Annotated in this window: 23 protein-coding genes and 1 tRNA gene; 5 read left to right on the top strand and 19 right to left on the bottom strand. The window is 60.7% G+C overall.

The window, feature by feature from the left end:
* Positions 1 to 188 precede the first annotated feature (188 nt).
* On the bottom strand, positions 189 to 1,262 hold the full coding sequence (recA, locus tag ASTEX_RS12355) for a recombinase RecA (RefSeq protein ID WP_041659352.1): 1,074 nt from the start codon (positions 1,260 to 1,262) through the stop codon (positions 189 to 191).
* 137 nt (positions 1,263 to 1,399) lie between these two features.
* Positions 1,400 to 1,717, bottom strand: a complete 318-nt coding sequence (locus tag ASTEX_RS12350) for a winged helix-turn-helix domain-containing protein (RefSeq protein WP_013479976.1) — start codon at positions 1,715 to 1,717, stop codon at positions 1,400 to 1,402.
* Between the two features lie 159 nt (positions 1,718 to 1,876).
* Between ASTEX_RS12350 and ASTEX_RS20535 the strand changes: the two genes are divergently transcribed.
* From ASTEX_RS20535 to ASTEX_RS19410, 3 genes are read left to right on the top strand one after another with little or no spacing between them, the layout of a single operon-like run.
* Positions 1,877 to 2,038: a hypothetical protein gene (locus ASTEX_RS20535; protein ID WP_013479975.1), complete on the top strand. Its 162-nt coding sequence runs from the start codon at positions 1,877 to 1,879 to the stop codon at positions 2,036 to 2,038.
* 9 nt (positions 2,039 to 2,047) lie between these two features.
* Positions 2,048 to 2,542: an RNA polymerase sigma factor gene (locus tag ASTEX_RS12345; RefSeq protein WP_013479974.1), complete on the top strand. Its 495-nt coding sequence runs from the start codon at positions 2,048 to 2,050 to the stop codon at positions 2,540 to 2,542.
* A complete protein-coding gene (locus ASTEX_RS19410; RefSeq protein WP_013479973.1) occupies positions 2,532 to 3,134 on the top strand; it encodes a hypothetical protein in 603 nt (200 codons plus the stop codon). Before ASTEX_RS12345 ends, ASTEX_RS19410 begins: the two co-directional genes overlap by 11 nt.
* Positions 3,135 to 3,148: 14 nt before the next feature.
* On the opposite strand, the gene ASTEX_RS19690 is transcribed toward ASTEX_RS19410, so the two are convergent.
* The 3 genes from ASTEX_RS19690 to ASTEX_RS12325 form a co-directional block, all read right to left on the bottom strand.
* Positions 3,149 to 4,684, bottom strand: a complete 1,536-nt coding sequence (locus tag ASTEX_RS19690; protein WP_013479972.1) for a glycoside hydrolase family 5 protein — start codon at positions 4,682 to 4,684, stop codon at positions 3,149 to 3,151.
* 77 nt (positions 4,685 to 4,761) lie between these two features.
* A complete protein-coding gene (locus ASTEX_RS12330; protein WP_013479971.1) occupies positions 4,762 to 6,582 on the bottom strand; it encodes a DUF885 domain-containing protein in 1,821 nt (606 codons plus the stop codon).
* 63 nt (positions 6,583 to 6,645) lie between these two features.
* Positions 6,646 to 8,448 (bottom strand): DUF885 domain-containing protein, encoded by a 1,803-nt coding sequence (locus ASTEX_RS12325; protein ID WP_013479970.1) that lies wholly within the window; start codon positions 8,446 to 8,448, stop codon positions 6,646 to 6,648.
* A 490-nt stretch (positions 8,449 to 8,938) separates the two neighbouring features.
* Between ASTEX_RS12325 and ASTEX_RS12320 the strand changes: the two genes are divergently transcribed.
* Positions 8,939 to 9,781 (top strand): NAD(P)H-hydrate dehydratase, encoded by an 843-nt coding sequence (locus ASTEX_RS12320; protein WP_013479968.1) that lies wholly within the window; start codon positions 8,939 to 8,941, stop codon positions 9,779 to 9,781.
* An 89-nt stretch (positions 9,782 to 9,870) separates the two neighbouring features.
* Here ASTEX_RS12320 and msrA read toward each other — a convergent pair whose 3' ends face one another.
* On the bottom strand, positions 9,871 to 10,509 hold the full coding sequence (gene msrA, locus ASTEX_RS12315) for a peptide-methionine (S)-S-oxide reductase MsrA (protein WP_013479967.1): 639 nt from the start codon (positions 10,507 to 10,509) through the stop codon (positions 9,871 to 9,873).
* 172 nt (positions 10,510 to 10,681) lie between these two features.
* Here msrA and ASTEX_RS12310 point away from each other — a divergent pair.
* Positions 10,682 to 10,771, top strand: a tRNA-Ser gene (locus ASTEX_RS12310).
* Positions 10,772 to 10,997: 226 nt separating this feature from the next.
* Here the strand turns inward: ASTEX_RS12310 and ASTEX_RS12305 are convergent.
* The 13 genes from ASTEX_RS12305 to ASTEX_RS12245 all read right to left on the bottom strand — a co-directional run bounded on the left by ASTEX_RS12305 (position 10,998) and on the right by ASTEX_RS12245 (position 22,902).
* Positions 10,998 to 11,237 (bottom strand): helix-turn-helix domain-containing protein, encoded by a 240-nt coding sequence (locus ASTEX_RS12305; RefSeq protein ID WP_013479966.1) that lies wholly within the window; start codon positions 11,235 to 11,237, stop codon positions 10,998 to 11,000.
* On the bottom strand, positions 11,237 to 11,449 hold the full coding sequence (locus tag ASTEX_RS12300) for a DUF2274 domain-containing protein (protein ID WP_013479965.1): 213 nt from the start codon (positions 11,447 to 11,449) through the stop codon (positions 11,237 to 11,239). Before ASTEX_RS12300 ends, ASTEX_RS12305 begins: the two co-directional genes overlap by 1 nt.
* A complete protein-coding gene (locus tag ASTEX_RS12295; RefSeq protein ID WP_013479964.1) occupies positions 11,442 to 12,632 on the bottom strand; it encodes a TraB/TrbI/VirB10 family type IV secretion system protein in 1,191 nt (396 codons plus the stop codon). Before ASTEX_RS12295 ends, ASTEX_RS12300 begins: the two co-directional genes overlap by 8 nt.
* On the bottom strand, positions 12,625 to 13,497 hold the full coding sequence (gene trbG / locus ASTEX_RS12290; protein ID WP_013479963.1) for a P-type conjugative transfer protein TrbG: 873 nt from the start codon (positions 13,495 to 13,497) through the stop codon (positions 12,625 to 12,627). The genes ASTEX_RS12295 and trbG overlap by 8 nt, the downstream gene beginning before the upstream one ends.
* On the bottom strand, positions 13,494 to 14,240 hold the full coding sequence (gene trbF / locus ASTEX_RS12285; RefSeq protein WP_013479962.1) for a conjugal transfer protein TrbF: 747 nt from the start codon (positions 14,238 to 14,240) through the stop codon (positions 13,494 to 13,496). The genes trbG and trbF overlap by 4 nt, the downstream gene beginning before the upstream one ends.
* Positions 14,241 to 14,243: 3 nt before the next feature.
* On the bottom strand, positions 14,244 to 15,473 hold the full coding sequence (gene trbL / locus ASTEX_RS12280) for a P-type conjugative transfer protein TrbL (RefSeq protein ID WP_013479961.1): 1,230 nt from the start codon (positions 15,471 to 15,473) through the stop codon (positions 14,244 to 14,246).
* Between the two features lie 35 nt (positions 15,474 to 15,508).
* On the bottom strand, positions 15,509 to 16,234 hold the full coding sequence (gene trbJ / locus ASTEX_RS12275; protein ID WP_013479960.1) for a P-type conjugative transfer protein TrbJ: 726 nt from the start codon (positions 16,232 to 16,234) through the stop codon (positions 15,509 to 15,511).
* Positions 16,235 to 16,330: 96 nt separating this feature from the next.
* Complete coding sequence (gene trbE, locus ASTEX_RS12270) at positions 16,331 to 18,751, bottom strand: conjugal transfer protein TrbE (protein WP_013479959.1); 2,421 nt, start codon at positions 18,749 to 18,751, stop codon at positions 16,331 to 16,333.
* A complete protein-coding gene (locus tag ASTEX_RS12265; RefSeq protein ID WP_013479958.1) occupies positions 18,745 to 19,008 on the bottom strand; it encodes a VirB3 family type IV secretion system protein in 264 nt (87 codons plus the stop codon). The genes trbE and ASTEX_RS12265 overlap by 7 nt, the downstream gene beginning before the upstream one ends.
* Positions 19,008 to 19,367 (bottom strand): TrbC/VirB2 family type IV secretion system protein, encoded by a 360-nt coding sequence (locus ASTEX_RS12260; protein WP_013479957.1) that lies wholly within the window; start codon positions 19,365 to 19,367, stop codon positions 19,008 to 19,010. Before ASTEX_RS12260 ends, ASTEX_RS12265 begins: the two co-directional genes overlap by 1 nt.
* On the bottom strand, positions 19,368 to 20,393 hold the full coding sequence (gene trbB, locus ASTEX_RS12255; RefSeq protein WP_013479956.1) for a P-type conjugative transfer ATPase TrbB: 1,026 nt from the start codon (positions 20,391 to 20,393) through the stop codon (positions 19,368 to 19,370).
* Entirely contained in the window at positions 20,393 to 20,803 is a 411-nt protein-coding gene (locus ASTEX_RS12250; protein ID WP_013479955.1) for a hypothetical protein, read from the bottom strand. Before ASTEX_RS12250 ends, trbB begins: the two co-directional genes overlap by 1 nt.
* Positions 20,800 to 22,902, bottom strand: a complete 2,103-nt coding sequence (locus ASTEX_RS12245; RefSeq protein ID WP_083805619.1) for a conjugal transfer protein TraG — start codon at positions 22,900 to 22,902, stop codon at positions 20,800 to 20,802. Before ASTEX_RS12245 ends, ASTEX_RS12250 begins: the two co-directional genes overlap by 4 nt.
* Positions 22,903 to 23,251 lie beyond the last annotated feature (349 nt).

Below are 23,251 nucleotides of genomic sequence, written 5' to 3'. Positions count from 1 at the left end.
CACCGCACCACAGGACAAATTTCAGCCGTATATAGAGGGCTTGGGTATTTGCGCAAAGACCTTTGCGCCAACGCAGGTATTTTTCTGACGGGTCAGGACAAAAAGAAACACCCCGATCACAAGATCGAGGTGTTTACGTGTGGAATGCATGCGGTCTGAAAACCCGCACCCAATGCGGGTTTTAGATTTTATTCGCCGTCTTCGTCCGGTTCCGGCGTACCTAACAGTTCTTCGGAAATGGCGTCGGACTTCTTGCGTACCAGAGCTTCGATTTCGGCCGCAATCTCCGGATTGGACTTCAGGAAGTCGCGGGCATTCTCGCGCCCCTGACCAATGCGGATCGAGTTGAACGAGAACCACGAGCCGGCCTTTTCAACCACGCCGCCTTTGACACCCAGATCGAGGACTTCACCAAGCTTGGAGATGCCTTCACCGTAGAGGATGTCAAATTCGACTTCACGGAACGGCGGAGCGACTTTGTTCTTCACCACCTTGACGCGGACATTGTTACCAACGATTTCGTCGCGCACCTTGATCTTACCGATGCTGCGAATGTCGAGACGCACCGAAGCATAGAATTTCAGCGCGTTACCGCCGGTCGTCGTTTCGGGCGAGCCGTACATCACGCCGATCTTCATGCGGATCTGGTTGATGAAGATAACGATACACTTTGATTTGGAGATCGAGGCCGTCAGCTTGCGCAGGGCCTGCGACATCAGGCGTGCCTGAAGACCGGGCAGACTGTCGCCCATATCGCCTTCGATTTCCGCCTTGGGTGTCAGGGCCGCGACCGAATCGACCACGACGATATCGACAGCGCCAGAGCGCACCAGCGTATCGGTGATTTCCAGCGCCTGTTCGCCGTTATCGGGCTGCGACACCAGAAGATCATCGAGATTGACGCCCAGCTTGTGGGCATAAACCGGATCGAGCGCGTGTTCGGCATCGACAAAGGCCGCCGTGCCTCCCGCCTTTTGAATCTCGGCCACCGTATGCAGGGCCAGCGTCGTCTTACCCGACGATTCCGGGCCGTAGATTTCGATGACCCGCCCCTTGGGCAGGCCGCCGATACCGAGCGCCATGTCGAGGCCAAGCGAGCCGGTGGAAATGGATTCCACCTCCACCACCTTGCCGGCATTGCCCAGCTTCATCACCGAGCCCTTACCGAAGGCACGGTCAATCTGGGCCAGCGCCGATTCCAGCGCGCGTTGTTTTTCAGCTTCGTCTTTTCCCACGAGTTTCAATACCGCTTGCGACATGATTCCAGACCTTCCCTATGCCACGATTCCCAAGGCGAAGGTCCATCCCCCGTCCGCGAAAATGTGTTGAGAAAGCTGTACCCCATTTGTTCCTTGTTCGCAATATGTTCTCAATAAAAATTGAACCATCGAGTAAGGGACTAAAGTTCAGGCTTTTCCGGAACGGCATCCAGCATGCGCTTGAGCTGATCGAGATAATTATAAAAGGCCTCGCGCCCCTCATCGGTCAGGCCGATGCGCGTATTGGAGCGGTTGGAGACAATCTTTTTGCGAATCGCCACATAGCCCGCTTCGTTCAGCTTTTTGAGGTGCAGCGACAGATTGCCATCGGTGATGCCCACCTGATCGCGCAGATCGGTGAAGTCCGCCTGCCCCGCCGTGGACAGATAGGCGAGTATGGCCAGACGCGCCCGCGCATGGACCAGATCTTCGAGCGCATCGGCATTAAAGGGTTTCATAGGCTCACCTTGCGAAGTCGGCGCGTATTTAGACCCACAGACTTAGCGCTGGCAAGTGACCTTCCCGTTATCGGCTGTACCGATTTATTTTGTGGGCGTGTAAGTTTTATGCGGTCACGGGCGTCTAACCTCTCGTAAACACAAACACAGGAGATTCAGGTGCTTGGATTGTTTTTACCCGCCCGTTACCGTCTGCCGGTCCTTGCGGCCCTGCTGGTTTTGCTCGTCGCCGGTGTGGGTTGCGGCTTGAACAGCGGGGCCTTTGAGCAGAACAATCGCGAGGCGCTCCGGCTGGCGCGCGAAGCCGCAGCCGCGCGATAAGACGACCCCATGCCGCGCGATCAGACCTTTAGTGAGTGGATCAGCCCGCAACTACCGGCGCTGCGGCGGCTTAGCCGCGCGTTTGCGACGTCGGCGGATCAGGCGGATCTGCTTCAGGAACTGCTGATCGCCGTGTGGAAAGCGTGGCCGGCCTTTCGCGGAGAGTCGCTCCCGGCGACCTTTATCTACCGCGTGGCGCATAACCGCGCCCTGACGTGGAAACGGCGCGAGGGCCTGCGTCTGTTGCGGGTGTTTGAAACGCAGCGCGAGGGCCTGCAACAGCTCACCCCTGAACCGTCCGATGCCCGGCTGGATCAGGTGTTTGATGCCTTGCGCGCCCTTCCGCCGCTAGATCGGTCGCTGATGCTGTTGTGGCTGGAACAGACGCCCTATGCCGATATGGCCGCCCTGCACGGCCTCAGTGAAAGCCATATCGGTGTGCGTCTGAACCGGGCACGGGCGCGGCTGGCCACGCTTGTTCAGGAGTTATCCGATGAAGATTGAAACCCTGGAGCGCCTGTGGCGGGCCCATGACCACGACATAGACCGCACGGCGCGGGCCTTTTTACTGGAAAGCCTGATGAACGGGATCGAACGTCGCCGTAAGGGACAAACCGCTTTTTTACTGTGTGTCGGGGCCGCGCTGGGCACGATCACGCTTGTCTTTGGGTATGACGCCTTTCGGCATGACAGTCTTGACGTCACGCGCGAATGGGGGAGCCTGCTGATGCTGGTCGCGCCGTGGGTGGCGCTGATCCTGATGATGCGCGCGCACGACCGGCATAGGCGACGCTTTGCGGACGCGGCGGCGTCTATTGCGCAGAGCCTACAGCTCAGGCTGGACGAAAACCGCGCGGCCCGGCACAGCGCCGTCGTGATGTTCTGGCTAATGGGGCTATTCCCCCTCGTCACAGGCGTGACTCTGTGGCAGTTGATCGGCACAGATAAGATGACCGCCACTCAGGCCGTGCAGGGGGCTTTGCTCTTCGGGGGCGTACTGGGGGCTTCGACCCTTGTGCAAGCGATCCGCTACCTGTGGTTTCTGAGACCAGAAGGCGCGCGACTTGAACGCCTTCTGGCCGAATATACGGGATAAGGGTCGTACGCTGCCTACTGCGCGGTCGGTGCGTAGTTGCGTAGTACCACCGGGGCGCCCAGTTCGATGGGATAGGCCGACTTGCCCAATTGCAGGCTCAGCATAATTGTACCCGCCTCATAGTCCTTGTCGGCCACGGCCTGCACCACATACATGTCCCATTCGGATGAAATCTGAACCGGTGTGTTGACCAGTGCTGTCCATGGGGCCTTGTTGAGCGAGATGAGGATGTTCAGCGGCACGCGCGTCGCCGTATCAGGCGTAGCCGCACGGGCCCACACCCATGCCTGAAGTTTGTCGCCCTTTTTTACCGATTGCGTGATCGGGGCCACGCTGCCGACATCCCAGGCATTGGGCTGCGCCGCCGACAAAGGGATGCGCAGGGCCGAACGAATGGGCGCGCCTTCGGCCGTCTGCACTGGGGCCGCAGCCTGTGGGGCACCATAGGCGTTCCACGACGACAGTTTGGGCGTATTGATGACGTGAGCCATGACGTCATTGGGATCGACCGGAGGCGTTTGCGCCGCCTCGACCTTCGCCGCCTGTTCGGGGATCAGCGCGCCGTGAATCGGCTTGACCCAGCGATCCGCCGGTATGTCATAGACGATAAAGTCAGAATCGAACTGCCAGTAAGCCCACGCCCAGTTGCGCGCCTCAGCCGCCCGCGCCACGGCGTCCGTATAGGCCACGCGGCTGTCGAGCGGCCCCTTGTCATAGGCCCCGAATTCGCCCAGCAGGATCGGGCGTCCGGTGCGGGCGCTCCACGCCTTCACCTTGTCGAAATCGGCGTCAAGGCGGGCCTGCCCCTCGGCTTTGGTCCACGCGACGCCCTTCACATCCTTGAAGTCCGGCGTCCACGCCGCTCCCTGATGGGTAAAGACAAAGGGCTCGTAATAGTGGAAGGTGACGATCAGATGCAAATCTTCGGCCGGCAGGCGCAAGCCTTCCAGATCATTGAGATTGTTCCACGAGGTCGGGCCGACAATAACATTGCGCCGCGGATTGGTCTTGCGGATGATTTTCAGATTTTCGGCGATCATGTCGTTCCACACGGCATTTACCGGGCCGTGCGGCTCGTTCAAAATCTCGAACATGACGGTGTCGGGCGCATCCTTGTAATGCTCCGCCATCTGCGTCCAGAAGGCCATGATCTTCGGCCGGCAGGCCTTCACATCCTCAGCGCACTCATTGAAGTTGTGCAGGTCCAGAATGACGTGCAAACCGGCCTTATTCGCCGCGTCTACCATGGTATCGAGGGTGGAAAAATAGAAGGGCGACAGGCGGTTATCCTTGTCCATGTGCTGAAATGCATGGAGGTTGATACGAACCGTGTTGAAGCCACCCTCACGGATCACCGACATCAGACGCGGTTGAAAACGCGCCTTGGCGGGGTCCTTCCAAAGGGGATCATAGCCCAGCACATTGACGCCGCGCTTCATGGCGGCGACCTGAGCCTGAGGTGACATCTCGGCCTGAGCCGCCTGCGGCCCGAAGGCCATGAGCGCCAGAATGGCCGCGCCAAGGCTACCTGCGAAGGTGTTGCGTATCATAGTGTCCTCCCGATTAGTTATATTTGGTTTTTTTAATCGGGTAACACAATCAAAGACGGGCGTCCACCGGGCGGCGATCAAAGACCGCGCGCCCACTCCGTATAGACAGTTTCGAGTACCGCGAGCGGCACCGGACCCGCCGTCAGGCCGCGGTCGTGGAAGGCCTTGATATCGAACTTCGGCCCCAGTTGCGCCTTCATGCGGTCGCGCATACGCACCCACTGGATCTTGCCGGTCATATAGCTCAGCGCCTGACCCGGCCATACGCAGTAGCGTTCGATTTCGGTCGTGGCCGACGATTCCTGATCGCCATTGGTGGCCACGAAATAGCGGATGGCCTCTTCGCGTGACCAGCGCTTGGCGTGCATCCCCGTATCCACCACCAGACGGATGGCGCGGAACAGGGCAGATTGCAGATAGCCGATATAACCCAGCGGATCGGTCTCATACATGCCCATTTCAGTGGCCAGAAGCTCCGAATAGAGCGCCCAGCCCTCCGAAAAGGCCGAGAAACCGCCCACCTTGCGCAGGCGCGGCAGGCCTTGCGTCTCCATCTGGATGGCGATTTGCAGATGGTGGCCCGGAATCGCCTCATGATAGGTCAGGGTCGGCAGCGACCACGACGGCCATTCGGCGGTATCACGCAGATTGATATAGTAAGCGCCCGGCCGCGAGCCATCGAGCGTCGGGCGCTGATAATAGCCGCCCGGTGCACCGGATTCGATTTCCTTGGGTACGCGGCGCACCACCACCGGCGTCTTGGGTAGGACGCCGAACCAGTCGGGCAATTTGGCCTCGATGGCACGAATCTGCACGTTCAGATCGGCCAGCAGCCTGTCCTTGGCCGCGTCGGTATTGTCATAGACGTATTTGGGGTCTTTGGCGATGGCGGCCATGCGCTCGCCCACCGTGCCCTGCGTTAGGCCCAGCGCCTTAAACTTCGCATCGGCCTCGGCCGACAGTTCCCTGACCATATCAAGGCCGATTTTATGGATCTCGTCGGGCGTCAATTTCGTGGTCGTGCCCGACGACGATCCTGCCGCGAAGGCGTAATAGGCGTCACCGTCCTTCAGCTTCCACACACCAGCGTCGTGCGTCGCCTTTGGCCGCACGGCCTTAAGCGCGTCAATCTGGGCGTTGAGCGCCTTAGCGACCGGCCCGTCGATGCGTCTGGCGGCCTCAGCGGCCCAATCCCCGGTAAAACCCTTGTCGGCGGTCTTGCTGATCAGCGCCCTGGTCATCGAACTGTCGGCGCCGTTGATGGCCGCCAGCGCCTGCAACTGCGTCAGGGCCTTATCGATGACGAAATCCGGCGGCACGACGCCCTTGGCCACATCGCCTTTGAAACGCTCCGTCTCCTGCCCGATCAGGACGGCGAAGGCCTCCAGACGTGCCAGATAGGCCTCAGCATCGGCCTTGTTTTCGATCGTGTGCTGATTGGCAAGGAAGTCCGGCGTGGACTGATAGGCCCCGTTCAATTGCGACAGGATGTAGGGATTGGCCCCGCCCCAGTTGCCGAATTTGAAGCGGTCATAGCCCGACTTGCGGCTCTCATAGCCCCACAGGACCGTATCGTAATTGATGCGGTCCATGCCGCTCAGCTTGTCGCGCGCAATGGCTTTCAGCGCCGCGAGGTTCTTTTCGGCGCGCGCGATGCCTTTGAGCGCTTCGGCTTCGGAGGCATCGTTGAGTTTAGACTTGAGCCCTGCACGCGCGTCCTTGTCGAGGCCCAGTGAGGTGGCCAGAGTCGGCGACTGATCGACATTCTCGTTAAAGATGGCGTCAAACAGGGTATTCAAGGTTTTGGCCGTCGCCGGGTCGCTGGCGGCATGGGCACCCGTGGCGGCAAAGGTCGCCGCCGCCGCACCGGTCACAAGCAAAGCGCGTCGATTGAGCATGGGGTCTCCTAAAACAAACCTCCCCCCTATCAAAACGGAGGGAGGCTATTAATCATAGTATCCTTACAGCTTCGCGGCCCACTCGGCATAGACGGTTTCCAAGACCGCCAGCGGCACCGCACCCGCCGTCAGGCCAATGTCGTGGAAGGCCTTAATGTCGAACTTCGCCTCCAATTTTGCCTGATACATAGTCCGCAGTTCCAGCCATTTGATCTTGCCGATCATGTAACCCAGCGCCTGACCCGGCCACACGCAGTAGCGTTCGATCTCGGTCTCGTTCGGATCACCTAGATTGGCGTCCATGAAGGCCATGGCCTGTTCCCGGCTCCAGCGCTTGTGGTGCATCCCCGTATCGACAACCAGACGGCAGGCGCGGAACAGGGCGTCGTGCAGATAACCGATGTAGCCATAGGGGTCGTCGGCATACATGCCCATATCCTTGGCCGCGACCTCTTCGGAATAGAGGGCCCAGCCCTCGATGTAGGCATTGAAGCCCGAAATTTGCCGCAGCATTGGCAGGTTCTTGTTCTCCTGCTGAATGGAAATCTGCATGTGGTGACCCGGAATGGCCTCGTGATAGGTCAGGGTCGGCAAGGTCCAGCTCGGCACTTCGGCCGTGTCGCGCAGATTAATGTAATAGGCCCCCGGACGCGACCCATCGAGCGATGCCGGTTGGTAATAACCGCCTGGTGCGCCCAGCTCAGTCGCCGGCGGGATGCGCTTGATCGTCACCTTGGTCTTCGGCAGGACGCCGAAATAGGCCGGCAGCTTGGCCTGCACCACCTCGACCTGCTTATTGAGGTCGGCCAGCAGCTTGTCCTTGCCCGCATCGGTATTGGGATAGACAAACTTCGGGTCCTTGGCCATGACCTTCAGCCGCTCGCCCGTCGTGCCCGTGGTCATGCCGAGATTCGTCATCACCTTTTCCAGCTCGGCATTGAGTTCCTTGACCTTATCGAGGCCGATCTGGTGGATGGCGTCCGGCGTCAGGTCGGTCGAGGTGCCGCCGCGCGCACCATAGATGTAATAGGCTTCGCCTTGCGGAATATGCCACACACCCGCATCGTGCGTCGCCTTGGGCAGGACGGCTTCGACGGCGGCGATCTGACGGCTGAGCGCAGGGACGACGGCGATTTCATAAATGCGGGTCGCCTGCGCACCCCAGTCACCGGCGATGTTCTTTTCCTTAGTGCGCTGGATAATTGATTGCACCAGCACACTGTCGGCCGCCTTGGTGTCGCGCTGCGTCTTGAGCTGGGTGATGGCCTTTTGCAGGGCGAAGTCCGGCGCGATGACACCCTTGGCCACATCGGCCTGCATCTTGGCGGTCTCCTCATCGAGCAGTACCGCATAGGCCTTAAGCCGCGACAGATAGGCATCGGCGTCAGCCTTAGTTTCGATCGCATGCTGGCTGTCGAGGAAGTCCGGGATCGAGATATAGGAACCCGTCAACTGCGTGATGACATAGGGCGACGAGCCGGGCGAACCAAAGGCGAAGGCCTTGTACCCGTTCAGGCTTTGGGTCAGATCCCATAGCACGGTGTCGTAGTTGATGCGGTCCATGCCTGACAACTGATCGCGCGGGATGGCCTTCAACGCGGCGACCGACTTTTCCAGAAAGGCTGTGTAGCGAGCGCGTTCCTGTGGCGTGGCCGGATCGAGCTTGGCTTTCAGGGCGGCGCGCGCCCCCGTGTCGAGGCCCAGAGAGGTGGCACCCGTTGGCGAATGATCGACCATCTCATTGAAAATGGCGTCAAACGTCGCGTTCAGCTTCGCCGATGCCGTCTGCGCCAGGGCGGTACCGGCCGAGAGACCTACAGCAGCAAGGGCCGAGGCCCCGGACAAAAGTGAACGACGATCAAGCATGGGGGCAGCTCCGGAAAAGGTACGGGGCGCATACAGTTGCGCAGGCAACGACCCTAACCCCGCACAGCATAGGCCGCAACGGGGCGAAGATGAACTCTCTGTAATGTTTGAAAAGGGCCGGAACGGACGTCTGGACGTGAAGGGCCGATCCTGGGACAAGGAACCGGCGGCACCAAAGGGGGACAACTCTGGCTATGCGCCATGCATCCGTTCCGGCGTTTGCGACGTTTCGCTTCCCCCCGGCAACCCCCAGCTCCCGGAGCCAAACATCGACACTAAACAGCAACTTGGCCGACCCTACCCCCACATTTTAGGAGGCGGTATCACATGTTTTGGGGATATGATGATCGAAAATGCGCATCTGTGCGTGCTCGACACAACTTCGGGGCGGTACGGTTTCCTGATGCCGCAGGCCTTTGATCCACCTCCCGAAAAGCATGCGCGCATGGTATAGGGGTGCGGTCTGTGAATATAGCGCGCTGAGCCTGTCATGAGCACCCTGCCCACCCCTGCCGATAACCGTCCGGAACACTGGTTCGCCCACTTCCCCTCGCCTAATGTGGCAGGCAACAAGTACGATCGCGGTCACGCCGTCGTCCTGGGTGGCCCTGTTCATTCGACGGGGGCGGCGCGGCTGGCAGCGCGGGCGGCCTTGCGCGCCGGTGCCGGGCTGGTATCCGTGGCCTGCGACCCGTCGGCCCTGATCGTCTACGCGACGGCGTTTGAAGCGGTCATGACCAAGCCCGTGCGCGATGTGGCCGAATTTGCCGGATTGATCGGTGACCCGCGGGTTACCGCCGTGCTGCTGGGGCCCGCCGCAGGCCTGAACGAGCGCACACGCGATTGCGTTCTGGCGGCGGTCAAAGCGCAAAAGCCGTGCGTGCTCGATGCCGATGCCCTGACCGTGTTCAAAGACGACCCAAAGACCCTGTTTACCGCGGTCAATGGCCCCTGCGTCCTGACCCCGCACGAAGGCGAATTTGCGCGCGTCTTCGGCCGCGCCGAGGAGCGGGCGCGCGCCGCCGCCGATGCAGCGGCCGCCTCCGGGGCCGTGGTCTTGCTGAAAGGCGCTGAAACCGTCATTGCCCACCCTGACGGCAGGCTGGTGGTCAATCGCCTTGCGCCGCCGTGGCTGGCGACCGCCGGGTCGGGCGACGTTCTGGGTGGGCTGATTTGCGGCCTGATGGCTCAGAATATGAAGGCCTTTGAGGCCGCCTGCGCCGGGGTGTGGCTGCATTCAGAGGCGGCGCGCCGCTTCGGGCCGGGCCTTATCGCCGAGGATCTGAGCGAACAGATCCCGGCGATCTTGCGCGACATCAAACCCACACAGTAGCGAGGAATGATTTCTGAGGGAATCATTCCGCTCAAGCCGCCATTGCGGCGGCGGCCAAGGTGGCGGAGCCTGCACCCGTCGAGGGTCTCTTAAATAGCGCAGGTAACGCCCGTGCCCTTAAGGCCGCAATAGCCTTCCGGGTTCTTTTCCAGATAGCCCTGATGGTAGTCTTCGGCGTAATAGAAGGGTTGATCGCTGTCAGGCCCGAAAATCTCGCTGGTGATTGGACCAAGCCTCTTGGCCGATAGCGCCGCCTCAAACGCATCGCGTGACTTCAAAGCCGCCTCGTACTGCGCCTCAGTGGTGGTGAAGATGGCCGAACGGTATTGCGTGCCGACATCATTGCCCTGACGCATCCCCTGCGTCGGGTCGTGACGCTCCCAGAACAGCTTTAAAAGCGCCTCGAAGCTGAGCTTGGTCGGGTCATAAACGACCAGAACGCCTTCGGTGTGGCCCGTCTGACCGGTGCATACCTCGCGATAGGTCGGGTTGGGCGTATAGCCACCGATATAGCCGGCCGCCGTCGTGTAGACGCCCGCCTGCTGCCAGAACAGGCGCTCGACGCCCCAGAAGCAGCCCATAGCGAACACCACGGTTTCGGTGCCCTCCGGAAAAGGCCCTTTGAGCGGCGTGCCAAGCACGGCGTGCGTCGTGTCAGTCGGCAGGACCTCAGCACGGCCCGGCAGGGCGTCTTCACGGGAAATCAGGCGGGTTTTGCTACCGAACATGCGCGGCTCCTGAGTATGCAGGGGGATTTATCCCCAATATAGACCTATGCCGGACATATAGGGTGTAAAAAAGATAGCGCCAGAGCCCAGTTAGGGGCTTGCGATTTATCGGTGGACGGTTATAACCGCCGCCTTCCCAAGACCTGTGGCATTGCCCGGTCTTGCCAGTGATGGACAGGTGGCCGAGTGGTTGAAGGCGCACGCCTGGAACGCGTGTATAGGGGCAACTCTATCGAGGGTTCGAATCCCTCTCTGTCCGCCATTTCTTTCCGTCTAACATGCTGAAATAAATGGACTTTTTCAAGTCCCGCCAAGTCCCCAGCCTAAAAACAAGCCTAAAGGCGTTCCCGAACGCTCTGACACGGTTCCGTTGACAGACGGACGATCAGATGCCGAAGTTTCACTCTTCGTGCGACCCTTTCAGGCAAAAAAAAACAGCCTCCGAATCGTTTCGGAGGCCGTCAATTTGAATCGCGTGAACTCAGCCCTTACCAGCTTAAGCCCTGCCCCGGCGGGCTTGAGTTGAGGTACTCCATCAGGTCGTTTTTCAGAATGACTCGCCGTCCACCCAATTTGCGTGATTTAAGCTCTCCCGACATCATGCGGTCATAGAGGAACGTTCGACCGAGACCTGTGGCCAATATCGCCTCATGTATGCTGTAAGCCAGCTTTTCCGGCAAAACAACGGTCCCGTTGCCATCCGTAAGTTCATTAGAGTTAGTGCGCATCACTTCTTACCTCCTCGCTGAAAGCCCTTGTCACTCTGGAGGAACGCCTCCAGCATGTACGGAATGAGATCGACGACCTGTTCGGTGGCCCCATAAGCGGCCGCATAGAGCTCGGCATAGTCTCTGAGGCACTGATGCAGTTCCGCGCCCAGCATGATCGTCAGCTTGACCGGCGTCCGATCCGGTAGCTTCGCAAGTTTCAATTCAACCATGACTAGCCCCTCCCCCATACGGTTTCAGAATTAGGTCCTTATGAACGATGACCCGCACCGGCCATCCGGGACGCACGGTGATAGAGGGGCGGATATTCAGGGACTTCTCGACGATCCGCTGCCCGGCTTGATTGGCGGTATCGCGGGTAGCCTCCCGAAAGGCGCGCACAAGATCGCTGTCATCATCCCCCTGGCCGCTATGCGAAGTCAAACCCAGCAAGGTCGATAGTCCCACACCCTTGAGCAAGCTCCAGGTGTGGTAATCCACCTTGTCGGCAAGCCCCGCATCACCCTCTGAATCTGTCGCTGGCAGATTGTCGATTTCGAGGGAAGAGCCATCCGGCAGGATCAGACGTTTCCACACAACCAGTGCGCGGGACTGCCCGAAAGCGACCTGATCGTCATATTGCCCCAGAAGTCGCGTGCCCGCCGGGATCAACAGGTGTTGGGCCGAAACGGTATCAAAGACAGGCTGCGACACCTGGGCAATGACAACCCCGGGAAGGTCAGATTTCAGGCCGGTGACAAGGCTGGCGGAGAGAACGGTGCCTGCCATGACCTGATAGGGCGAGACCGGTGTCTGCATCTCGTGGCTGTTGTAGATACCGCCATAGCCTTTCCGGTCGACGAAATCCGGCTTTGCGAGAGGCACACCTTCGGCCGGACCGAACGAAATTGGCAACCTCATGGCATCCAAAGGCCGTATGTCAGGCATCGGGGCCTTATCTGCAACCGTTGAGAGGCGGGGCGCTACCGTGAAGAACACCCCACTGACGGTCGCGGGGGCTGAGACGCTACCGCTCCCAACGCCGCCATCTCGCCCCGCCTGTGCCGGCACTGGCGCAACTTGCAGAGTCGACTCGCCCCGATAGCCCGGCAAAGGCGGCCCTAGCTGAGGCACACCCTCTGGTATCTGATCATAGGCTTGCGGCAACTGGCTCAGTTTGTCGGGCTGGGCCTGTTGCGTGTCGGCGAGCTTGTCCGGATTGAAGGTTTCCGGCTGCGCGACAACCTTCGGTGCCGACGCGCCGAGCGCCAGCCATGTCACTCCGAATAGGGAGGCGCAAACCACAGCTGCCGAGGCCACCAACACGTGGCGCTTGAAGCGAATGATGCGGCGTGGCTGGGCGCGAAGGACCAGGGTTTCGGGATCGACCTTGGGATTGGGGGCAAGGTCAGTCATGATGCACTCCCGGCGTTTTTGCCGCCCCCTCACCCGTCCGGGTGATGCGGACGACCGATTGCCGCCTGGCGCCCAGACGCAGTTCCGCCGCGCTGAACAGAACATCGGTGACGTAGAACCGGCCCTGAACACGGTAGTTCAGGAGTTCGGGCTTGCCATCCGCACCAACACTAAAAAGCGGCGGGGCCTGCCCCAAGGCCAGATCGGCAGGGAACTCAATATAGACCTTCTGGCCGTCATCGAACGCCCGCACGGGACGCCAGGCCGGCCTGGCACCTGTGATGGTGTAGCTGAAGCGCAGACTCTCCAGCGATAAACCCACGATGACGGGTGTGGGCGGAGATGGCACCTCAACGGGCGCCTCCGCCTTTTTCGTCAGGAGTTGATCCTGCGGGTACCGCCAGGTGACGGCCGCCATGGCCGTCATCCGTGTGCTCTCCAGTTGCAGGTGATAGGTCCGCCGATCCGTGGTGATGATCAGGTTCGTTCTAAGTCCTGCTGTGTATGGCTTGACGAGAATGTGGGTTTGCCTGCCCTCCCCGCTGCCACTGGTCGTATCACCGATCACCCAGCGGCCCGTGTCCCCGGCTGAGACTGAAATCAGGCTTTCGCCGGTTTGCAGGACGATATCGCTGACCTTGTCAGGCGCCGTGAACAGCCGGTAAAGCGTGCCCTCAATGAAGGTATAGACCTGAACGGCATTGAGATAGCTGCCCGGCTCTGGGCCTTGGGTCGCGGCTGCGTTTGCGGCATGAATGGCGCGCGCGGTAGGTGAGGTCTTTCGCACGGGCTTCGCGTCGGACACCGCGGGCAGCGTCAGCGCAAGACAAGACCCGACAAGACAAGTCAGGACGACGGTTTTCACGGCTGTACTCCTTCTGAAGGTGAGGTGGTCACGGCTGTAACGGACGGCTTCACCTCGGGGCTGCTGTAGTCCTGAGACCAGGAGAGGTCGGTGACATAGAGGCCGAGCGGGTTCTTGCGTAGGACGTCCTCGCGCCTGGGCAGGCTCTTCTGAACGTTGAGGATTCCGGTCCAGTAGGTTGTTTTATCTGGCAATCCTCGCGAATAGACCTGTTCCTTCCATTTGATCTGAAAGCTTTTTGGCGACGCCCGCACGACGCTTAGGATCGACACCGTCACGCTGCGCTCACCGATCCCCGCGAACGGATCATTGGCCTGTGCCTGTGCGTTGAGAGCCTGTGCCGCACGGTCCGTGGCAAAGGCATAGGCCTCAAGCCAGTTCTGACGCACCAGAACAGGATCGATCGACAAAGATCGGACATTGGTAATGAAGCGCGCCAGAAACCACGCGACCTGGGCGTCGGTAGGCTGGTAGGTCTCAACGGCGGGTGCCACCGCCCGCACACCACCCTGACTATCGACCTCAACGACATACGGCGTGACGCGGCTCTGCGAAGCAAGCCAGATCATGCCACCCGCCAGACAGAGGGACACGACGGACGCGCCGAGCGCCATCAGCCGCCAGTTGGCGGCCTGAGCCTGACTGGTGCCAATACGCTCGTCCCAGATTTGCGCCGCTTTCTGGTAGGGGGTTTCGGGTTCCGGCCTATCGCCATAGCGCTGGACGGGGCGTTTGAACCGCATAGTCTACTCCTTTTGAGTGATGTCAGGGTTGGCGGAAGCGACGGGCTGGTCCCCAGCGGATAGGGCTGTCTGGGCCGCATGCAGATGACCGCGCAGCCTCTGCTCCCGCTGCATCTTCTTCGCCCAATCGGGTTGGGCTTGCTCTGGAGCCTTGGATGCGCTTGCTGCCGTAGCCATTCTGCCACCTCCGCCTGATGATGTTGGCGGCGATGAGAAGGGTGGGACTGGCGCTGGCCCCGCCCCTCCAGAGACCGACGCGCCACCGGTTGATCCGCCGGACGCACTGCCCATGCTTGAGGCGGCCTGAACGGCCGAGGTGCCACCGGCGGCACCTCCCGCCAGGCGCGCCGCCGCCAAAGCGCCACCGCCGGCCAGCATGCCTGCCGCTGCCGCAGCCCCTACGGTTCCAAGAACAGCGCCCGCGCCCAGTTGCGGCGCGCCAGACACTAGACCCGACGCGATACTGGGGCCGAAGATGCCGAGCCCCAATAGGGTCAGTGCGGCCAGAACGAGCGTCATGGTCTGATTGATGTCGGGTTCTGCGCCATCGAGCGCCCCAACAAAGCGCGCGAAAAATCCCGTTCCGATACCGACGATGACCGCCAGCACCATGATCTTGATCCCGGACGTGATGACATTGCCAAGCACGCGTTCAGCGAGGAAGGCCGTCTTGTTCCAGAAGGCAAAGGGTACGAGTACAAACCCCGCGAGGCAGGTCAGCTTGAATTCCAGCACCGTTATGAAAAGCTGGATGGCCAGAACGAAAAAGGCCAGAAGGACGATCAGCCAGGCGATCAGGAGCACGACGATGGTCAGGAGATTGGCGAGGACCGTGTCGAGCCCCATGAGATCGGCCACCTGCTCCAGCAACGGGTGGGCCGCCTCAAACCCAATGCCAGCCAGACGTCCAGGTTTGAGCAAATCCCCGGCGGCGATACTGCCACCACTGGCATTCAGGCCCAGTTGCGTGAAGGACTGGTGGATCAGATTGGCCAGAGACTGGAAGTTATTCAGGATGTAGGCAAAGGCCCCGACATAGAGGACCTTTTTAATGAGCTTGCCAAACAGCTGGCTTTCCTCGTCCAGCACCCAGAAGAGGGCGGCAATCGTCACGTCGATGGTGATCAGGAGGCTCGTCAGGCTCACTAGATCACCGCGGAGCAGACCGAACCCGGAGTCGATATAGGCGATGAAGGTCGCCAGAAAGGAATCGATGATGTTAAGATCGGTCATGAGGAATACCCAGCCAAGCGATTGATTTGTCGCGCTTACTGCGCCGTATAGGCCTTGCCGGAACCGAGGAACTTCCGGGTAGCCGCCCTGGCGGCGGCCTCCCCTTCGGCCTTCCTTGCTGCATCGAGCGCTTCGGCCCGGTACTGGGCGGCCATCAGCGCCGTGATCTGCATCTGCTGCTTGGCCACAAGGGCGGACAGCTGATTGGCCGCCTGCTGGGCCTGCAAGCCGCCGTCGGCTGACTCTGAGGCGCGAACCAGATCATTCAGCGTACCGGCATCAGACTGCAGGGCTTCCGAGATCTGAGATTGCACCAGAAGCGTCTGCTGAAACGCATCCATGGCGCTGTGCCAACGGGCGTCAGCTTGCGCCGATAACCCTCTGCCTGAGATCGATAAATCGTAGCCCTGCGGAAACTGAGCCTTAAGCGCGGCGCGCGTCTGTGACAGCGTGAAGGCAATGCCCTTGGCTTCCTTCATCAGGTCGTTGATTGCGGCGATATCCTTGTTGAGCTTCAGCAATGCGGAGACATCGAGACGCTTCAACTCGGTCGCCATGTCGCGGATCATCTGTGCTTCGTTCTGCAGCGACTGGATCTGGTTGTTGATTGTCTGAAGGGCGCGCGTCGCCTGCAGGATATTCTGGGTGTAGTTGGTCGGGTCGAAGACAGCGATCTGGGCGGATACCGGCGCAGACAGGCCCGCGAGCGACGCGCCCATCATCAGGGCGATGGAGAAGCGACGCAAAGCGTTGTGGGACATGGGAAGACTCCGAATATGGGCAAAGGGAGGGCGTGACCTGCTGCGGCTGGCCTCAAAGTGGATCGGAAATGATCAGGGGTGTGACGGGTAAGGCGCCTACGGAGGTTTCAGGAGATCGGCCGCCCAGGATAAACCCCGCGCCGCCAGATAGGCGGGGGCGAACTGTTCGGGCCCTTCGGCCTCCACCACCCTATCGATCAAGCGTTGATCCTCGGGCGACGCCGCAGCACAGACGGACAGGGCGAGCGGGCCGAGGTTCAGATCGAACAGTCGGTTTCCTTTGCGAGATTGCAGATAATATTGGCGTTTGGGTATGGCCTGAGCGATCAGCTCGATTTGGCGGGCATTGAGACCCATGCGCTGATAGGCCGCCTGCGAGAGCGGCTCGGCCGCGCGCTCATTGGGCAGGAAGAGCCGCTGCGGGCAGGACTCGATAATGGCGGGGGCAATCGCGCTGTCGGCGATGTCGGCCAAAGACTGGGTGGCAAACACCACGCTGACATTCTTCTTGCGCAGGACCTTAAGCCATTCCCGAAGGCGGGCCGCAAACTGCGGATTATCGAGAAAGACCCAGGCCTCATCAAGGATCAGTAGCGTGGGCCGCCCATCGAAGCGGGCTTCCAGTCGGTGGAACAGATAGGTCAGGACAGGGGCCACCAGACCGGCATCGCCCATCAGGTCTTCGGTCTCAAAACAATGGATGGGCGCCAGATCGAGCCCATCGCAGTCCGCATCCAGACACTGCCCGTAAGCGCCCTCAAGCGTATAGGGAGCCAAAGCCTGCTTCAACGCATTGGACGAGAGCAGGACACTTAGCCCGGTCAAGGTGCGCTCGCCCATAGGGGCCGCTGCCAGATTATTGAGCGCGGTCCAAACGGCGGCCTTGATATCAGGGGTCACCTCGACCTTCTCATTGAGGAGAAGGCTTAAAATCCATTCCAGTGCCCAGGTACGCTCGTCCGGATCGTCGATCATAGACAAGGGCTGAAACGACAGGGCTGCGGTTCGTCCGAGGGCATGGTGCTTGCCGTTCATAGCGAGGGCGGCGGCCCTTGCCGAGCCGCCCTTGTCGAAAATGAAAGTCTGCGCCCCCGCATAGCGTTGGAACTGTAGCGCCAGAAAAGCCAGCAAGACCGACTTGCCCGCCCCCGTTGGCCCCAGAACCATCATATGCCCAACGTCACCGACATGGGTCGAGAGGCGGAACGGCGTTGCCCCCGAACTCACCGCATGCAGCAAGGGTGGCCCATCGAGATGGCTATTGCGCTCAGGCCCCGCCCAGACAGCTGAGAGCGGCATCAGGTGAACCAGATTGAGCGAGTGGATCAGCGGCTGACGCACATTGGCGTAGAGGTGCCCGGGCAGTGAGCCAAGCCATGCTTCGACGGCGTTCAGGGTCTCCCGAAACGTGGTGAAGCCCAGGCTATTTACCGCCTGCTCCACTACCCTGACCTTTTCATCGGCCATGTGGGCGTCAGTATCGAACACTGAGATCGTCGTGGTGAGATAGCCAAAGCTGACGTGATCGCCGCCCAGTGCCTGAAGGGCCGCGTCGGCATCAGCCACCTTGTTGTCGGCATCGGTGTCGGTCAGAGGCGAGGCTTGCGCATACATCACCTCGCGCAGCATGGCGGTGACGGACTTGCGCTTGTTGAACCACTGTTGGCGCACCTTGGTCAGGGTTTTGACGGCGGTTTCCTTGTCGAGCGCAATAAAGCGGGTTGTCCAGCGATAGCCGAAGGCCAGATGATTCAGGGCATCAAGAAGTCCCGGATGGGTGTGGTTTGGGAAACCCAGTACCGTGATGGTGCGGATATGCTGTTCACCCAGCCGGGGCGACAGGCCACCGTTAAGCGGCGTATCGACAAGGATGGCGTCAAGATAAACGGGGATAGCGGGCACGGCCACGCGATGGGACTTTGTTGAGACGGTGCTGTGCAGATAGGTCAGGGTCTCTGCATCGTCTAACGGTTCGACCCGCGGCATGATCCCGGCCAACAGATCGATAGCGGCGTTCGTGCGATTGACGAACATCTGAAGTTCGCGTTTCCAGTCCCGGCGCGTCTCTGTTCCCGGCTCAGTATCAGGGGTCTCAATCAGCGCCTGGCTGGCGCGAGACAGAACATCGGCGGGAGGCATGAAGACGAAGGTCAGATAGTATTGGCTCTCGAAGTGCGCCTCGGCCTCCCCTTCGAAGGCCGCGCGGCGCTCTTCATCGATCAGGCGGGCTATCCCGGTTTCGGCACCGGGTGCCGGATAGCGCATGGCCGGGGCGCGGCGGGCTTCAAAGAACAGCGCCCAGCCGGTTCCGAACCGACGCAGCACATTGTTGACACGAGCGGTGACGCTGACCAGTTCGGCGGGCGTGGCACTTTCGAGGTCCGGGCCCTGATAGCGGATCGTACGTTGAAAGCTGCCGTCTTTGTTGAGGATGACGCCCGGCGCGACGAGTGCGACCCAGGGCAAATGATCGGACAAACGATCGGCCGTCTGGCGGTATTGGCGCAGATTCAGCATGCGAAATAGCCTTTCTGGCGGAGGTGGCGCAGGAGGACAGGCACAAAATCGGGATCGTAACGGGCGGCAAAGACGGCCAGGGTATGCCCGATCAGCCAAAGGCCGAGACCGGGCAGCCACATCTGCAGGCCGAGGCCTAGGGCGGCGGCCACGGTCCCGTTGGCAATCGCCAGGGTCCGTGGCGCGCCACCCAACAGCAGGGGTTGCGTGAGGGATAGGTGCAGGGGGACATCGAAGCCCTCGACGCGGCTGGCCATCAGATGACGGCCCCCCCACCGAAGCTGAAGAAGCTAAGGAAGAAGGAGGAGGCGGCAAAGGCGATCGACAGACCAAAGACGATCTGTACGAGCTTGCGGAAGCCGCCAGAGGTCTCGCCAAAGGCCAGGGTCAGGCCCGCGACGATAATCACCATGACCGCGATGATCTTGGCGACGGGCCCCTGGACACTGTCGAGGATCTGCTGAAGCGGCCCTTCCCACGGCATGCCCGAGCCCGCTGCCTGTGCGGCGGGGGACAGACCGATCCAAAGGCCCAACAGCCCCAAAGCGGCGAGTGGTTTTTCGAGGGCGTCCGGTCGCCAACCCGGCACCGGCGAATGAAACAGGGTTTTGAACATCTATATCTCCATAAGGGTTGAACGCGCGATACCAGGCTCTTCCCCGAGTGGAAGCATCGGGCGAAGGACGTAACCGCCGCAGGCATCGAGGCCATCGACCCCGACGATTTCAGCGACGTGGCGAGGGATGCCGGTCTGTGGGTCGGCCCCGCGGATGAACACGATGACGTCTACGGCTTCGGCGATGAGGGCCGACGGCACATGGGTCACGGCTTCCTGAACGAGCTGTTCCAGGCGAAACAGGGCCCCTTTGGCCGAATTGGCGTGCAGCGTCGCGATTCCGCCGGGATGGCCGGTGTTCCAGGCCTTGAGAAGGTCGAGCGCTTCCGCCCCCCTCACCTCCCCGACGACGATGCGGTCAGGCCGCAGACGCAGGGTGGAGCGGACGAGATCACCCAAGGCGATATGACCGGGCCGGGTGCGCAATTCGACGACATCTTCCGCTGCGCAGCGCAGTTCGCGCGTGTCCTCAATCAATACGACCCTCTCACCCAGGGCGGCGACCTCTGCCAAAAGGGCGTTGGTCAGGGTCGTCTTGCCGGAGCTTGTGCCGCCGGCCACGAGGATATTCTGGCGCGAACACACCGCGCGCCGTAAGACCTCCGCCTGAGCCTTCGTCATGACGCAGGCCGACACATAGTCCTCGAGACCGAAGAGGCGATAGGCGGGCTTGCGGATCGAGAAGCACGGGCCGCGCGAGACCGGCGGCAACAGGCCCTCGAAGCGTTCTCCGCCCGTGCCATCGGCAGACATGGGCAATTCGGCACTGACGATGGGGGAGTCTGGATGGATCTCAGTACGGACATGGCTCGCTACCAGGCGGATAATCCGTTCGGCCTCTGCCGGAGGCATCATGAGGTCACACAACACCCGTCCTTCACTGGCCCGATCAAAGCGGACGGTGCCATCGGGATTGACGAGAATTTCAAACACGGCGGGATCGGCCAGGGCGGCGGCCAGCCCCTCCCCCATGGCGGTCCGCAACATGGCCCGCAGGCGCTGATGGGATATCGATAATGGGTCCATCACTCGCCCTCCCTGGAAGAGGTGGGATTGAGCGACGACTGACCGGTGGCAATTATACGGCCGACCTGCGCGACAAAGCCCTCGTAGCGCGCGCGTGCCAGCGCACGGGTGGCCGCGTCGGCTTCTGGCAAATGGGCATCCCGCAGAAGCGTGAGCCGGATAAACAGGGCGAGGCTTTCAAGTAGGATAAGCTGATCGCGCTCCATACGGTTCAGCTGCACGGACAGACGGTCCAGCCGCTTGCCGAAATGCGCGTCAAGTTCGTTGGAGGCACGGCGCTCAAGCCACGCGGTTACGGCATCCGACAGGATCGCGGATTTGTTCATGCCGGGTTTAGCGGCCAGCGTCTCTAAACGCGCGCTGACCTCTGGGCCCAGGAACAATTGATGTCGAACCTTTTTAGCGGTCATGCGACACCTCCCTGCTCCACGAACAAATCGTGGGTCTGGCTCTCCTTACCGGCCAACTTCCCCCGGCTTCCCTTTCGGCCTTTGGCCAGAGTTTTTGCTTGCTCTCTGACGCACCCGGCCTTTGTGATGGCGGCTATCGTTCGTAGGTGCGTCAAATGCTGGGAGTCGCCAGCGGCTTCCGCCTCGTTTGTGGTGCCAGGGGCGGTCACCTCGGCATCGACAGACGCGGGTTTGACGTCGTGACCCGCGGAGTCAGTATCACTCTCATTGATCGTATCCGACTGAGGGACATCCCCATTGGCCACGGATAGTGTCGCGATCAGGCGAGCATCAGTGAAACGGATCTGATGTTCCCAGTCGTTAGGCCGTAAAGGTGGCACGTCCCGATACGAGTCTGTGCTGAGGACGGGCGCCGGCAGCTGGCGAGAGCGGAAGTTCGTATCCTCGTAATAGCGCAGCTTTTTGGCCCGGATGGGCGGCAAACCGGAGACCAGCACAAGCTCATCGCTCGGTGGCAGTTGCATCACTTCCCCCGCCGTCAGAAGTGGTCGTGCCGTTTCCTGACGCGAGACCATGACGTGAGACAACCAGGGTGCCAGACGGTGGCCGGCATAATTGCGCTGGGCGCGCTGTTCGGTGGCGGTGCCGAGTGCATCGGATATGCGCTTGGCTGTCCGCTCGTCATTTGAGGAAAACGCAATTCGGACGTGGCAGTTGTCGAGGATGGAATTGTTCTCTCCATAGGCTTTCGATATCTGGTTCAGGGATTGCGCAATCAGATAGGCCCGGATGCCGTAGCCGGCCTGGAAGGCGAGCGCGGTCTCAAAGAAGTCGAGACGGCCGAGAGCCGGGAACTCATCAAGCATCATCAACAATTGATGACGGTTGCGCTTGGCGGGATCACCTTCGAGCCGTTCGGTCAGCCGACGCCCGATCTGATTCAGCATCAGACGGACCAGAGGTTTGGTGCGCGAAATGTCTGACGGTGGGATCACCAAATAGAGGGACACCGGGCTCTCGGCGTTGACCAGATCCGCGATACGCCAGTCACAGGTGGATGTCGTCGCGGCCACGACCGGATCCTGATAGAGGCCTAGGAAGGACATGGCTGTCGAGAGCACACCTGAGCGTTCGTTCGGGGCTTTGTTGAGGATGTCCCGGGCGGCCGACGCGACGACCGGATGCACACGCGGCGGTTCCCCCTCGCCCCCTAAATGATTGGTGGCAAGCATGCAGTTCATTGCATCTACCAGAGAGCGGTCGGGGTCGGAGAGGAACCGGGCCACGCAGGCCAGCGTCTTATCCGGTTCAGCGTAAAGCACATGAAGAATGGCGCCTACCAGCAGGGAATGACTGGTTTTTTCCCAGTGGGAACGCCGCTCAAGCGACCCTTCCGGATCGACCAGGATGTCGGCGATATTCTGAACATCGCGCACTTCATTGATGCCTTTGCGCACTTCCAGAAGGGGGTTGTAGCGTGCTGAGCGCAGGTCAGTCGGATTAAACAGGACGGCATGGGAGAACCTCGACCGCCACCCCGCTGTCAGATCCCAGTTTTCGCCTTTGATGTCATGGACAATGACGGAACCGGTCCATGAGAGAAGGGTCGGCACCACGAGCCCGACGCCCTTACCTGACCGCGTAGGCGCAAACGCCAGAATGTGTTCCGGGCCATCATGGCGCAGATAGTCCGGGCCGAGCCGACCCAGAAAAACACCGCGTTCGCGGAGAACACCCGCTCTGCTCACCTCATCCAAAGATGCCCAACGCGCCGAGCCATAGGTCGTGACGCGTCGCGACTGACGGGCGCGCCATAACGACCCAGCCACAGCCGCAACGCAACCCAGCCCGCCGCTTGATGCCGCCATAAGGCCACAGCGATGGAAAACAGCCGGCGCATAGGCTTCATATTGAAACCACCAGACGAATAGCTGCCAGGGGCGATAAAGCGGCCAGCCTGACACTCGAAACCACGGCGCGCCCAATTGCGCTTGGTAGGCCAGTTGATGCGCCGCCCATTGCGTCGATGCCCACATCCCAAGGATGACAATCCCGAGGACCAGACCGATCTGACCGATGAGGAATTTCGTTGGCGTCACCACACTTGTCCTGATGCGCGCGAACCACAATCGCGCTTTCAGTGCAAGATCAGGCTTTAGGGTCAAATCTCCTATCACGCTTACGCCGCATCTGACCGACGTGAAGGGTGATCGGAGTCCTTCGGGAACCTACCAATCGCGGAGTTCCCAGCGCACAAGTCATAGGACAGGCCTTTGAATGTGTATGGGAACATTCACTCTGTGGTATGCGAATATGGTTCGCCCGGCACGACGGCCACAGCCATGATTGAAGCGAGTTTTGAAAAATATTTTCAAAGACAATCAACGGGCTCAGTCAGTCAACTTCAGAGCCTTACGAGGTTACGTGGTCGAACCACAGAAATGATCA

The sequence above is a fragment of the Asticcacaulis excentricus CB 48 genome (genome assembly GCF_000175215.2).
Taxonomy (GTDB): Bacteria; Pseudomonadota; Alphaproteobacteria; order Caulobacterales; family Caulobacteraceae; genus Asticcacaulis; species Asticcacaulis excentricus.
This window is presented reverse-complemented; position numbering and strand designations above follow the sequence as displayed.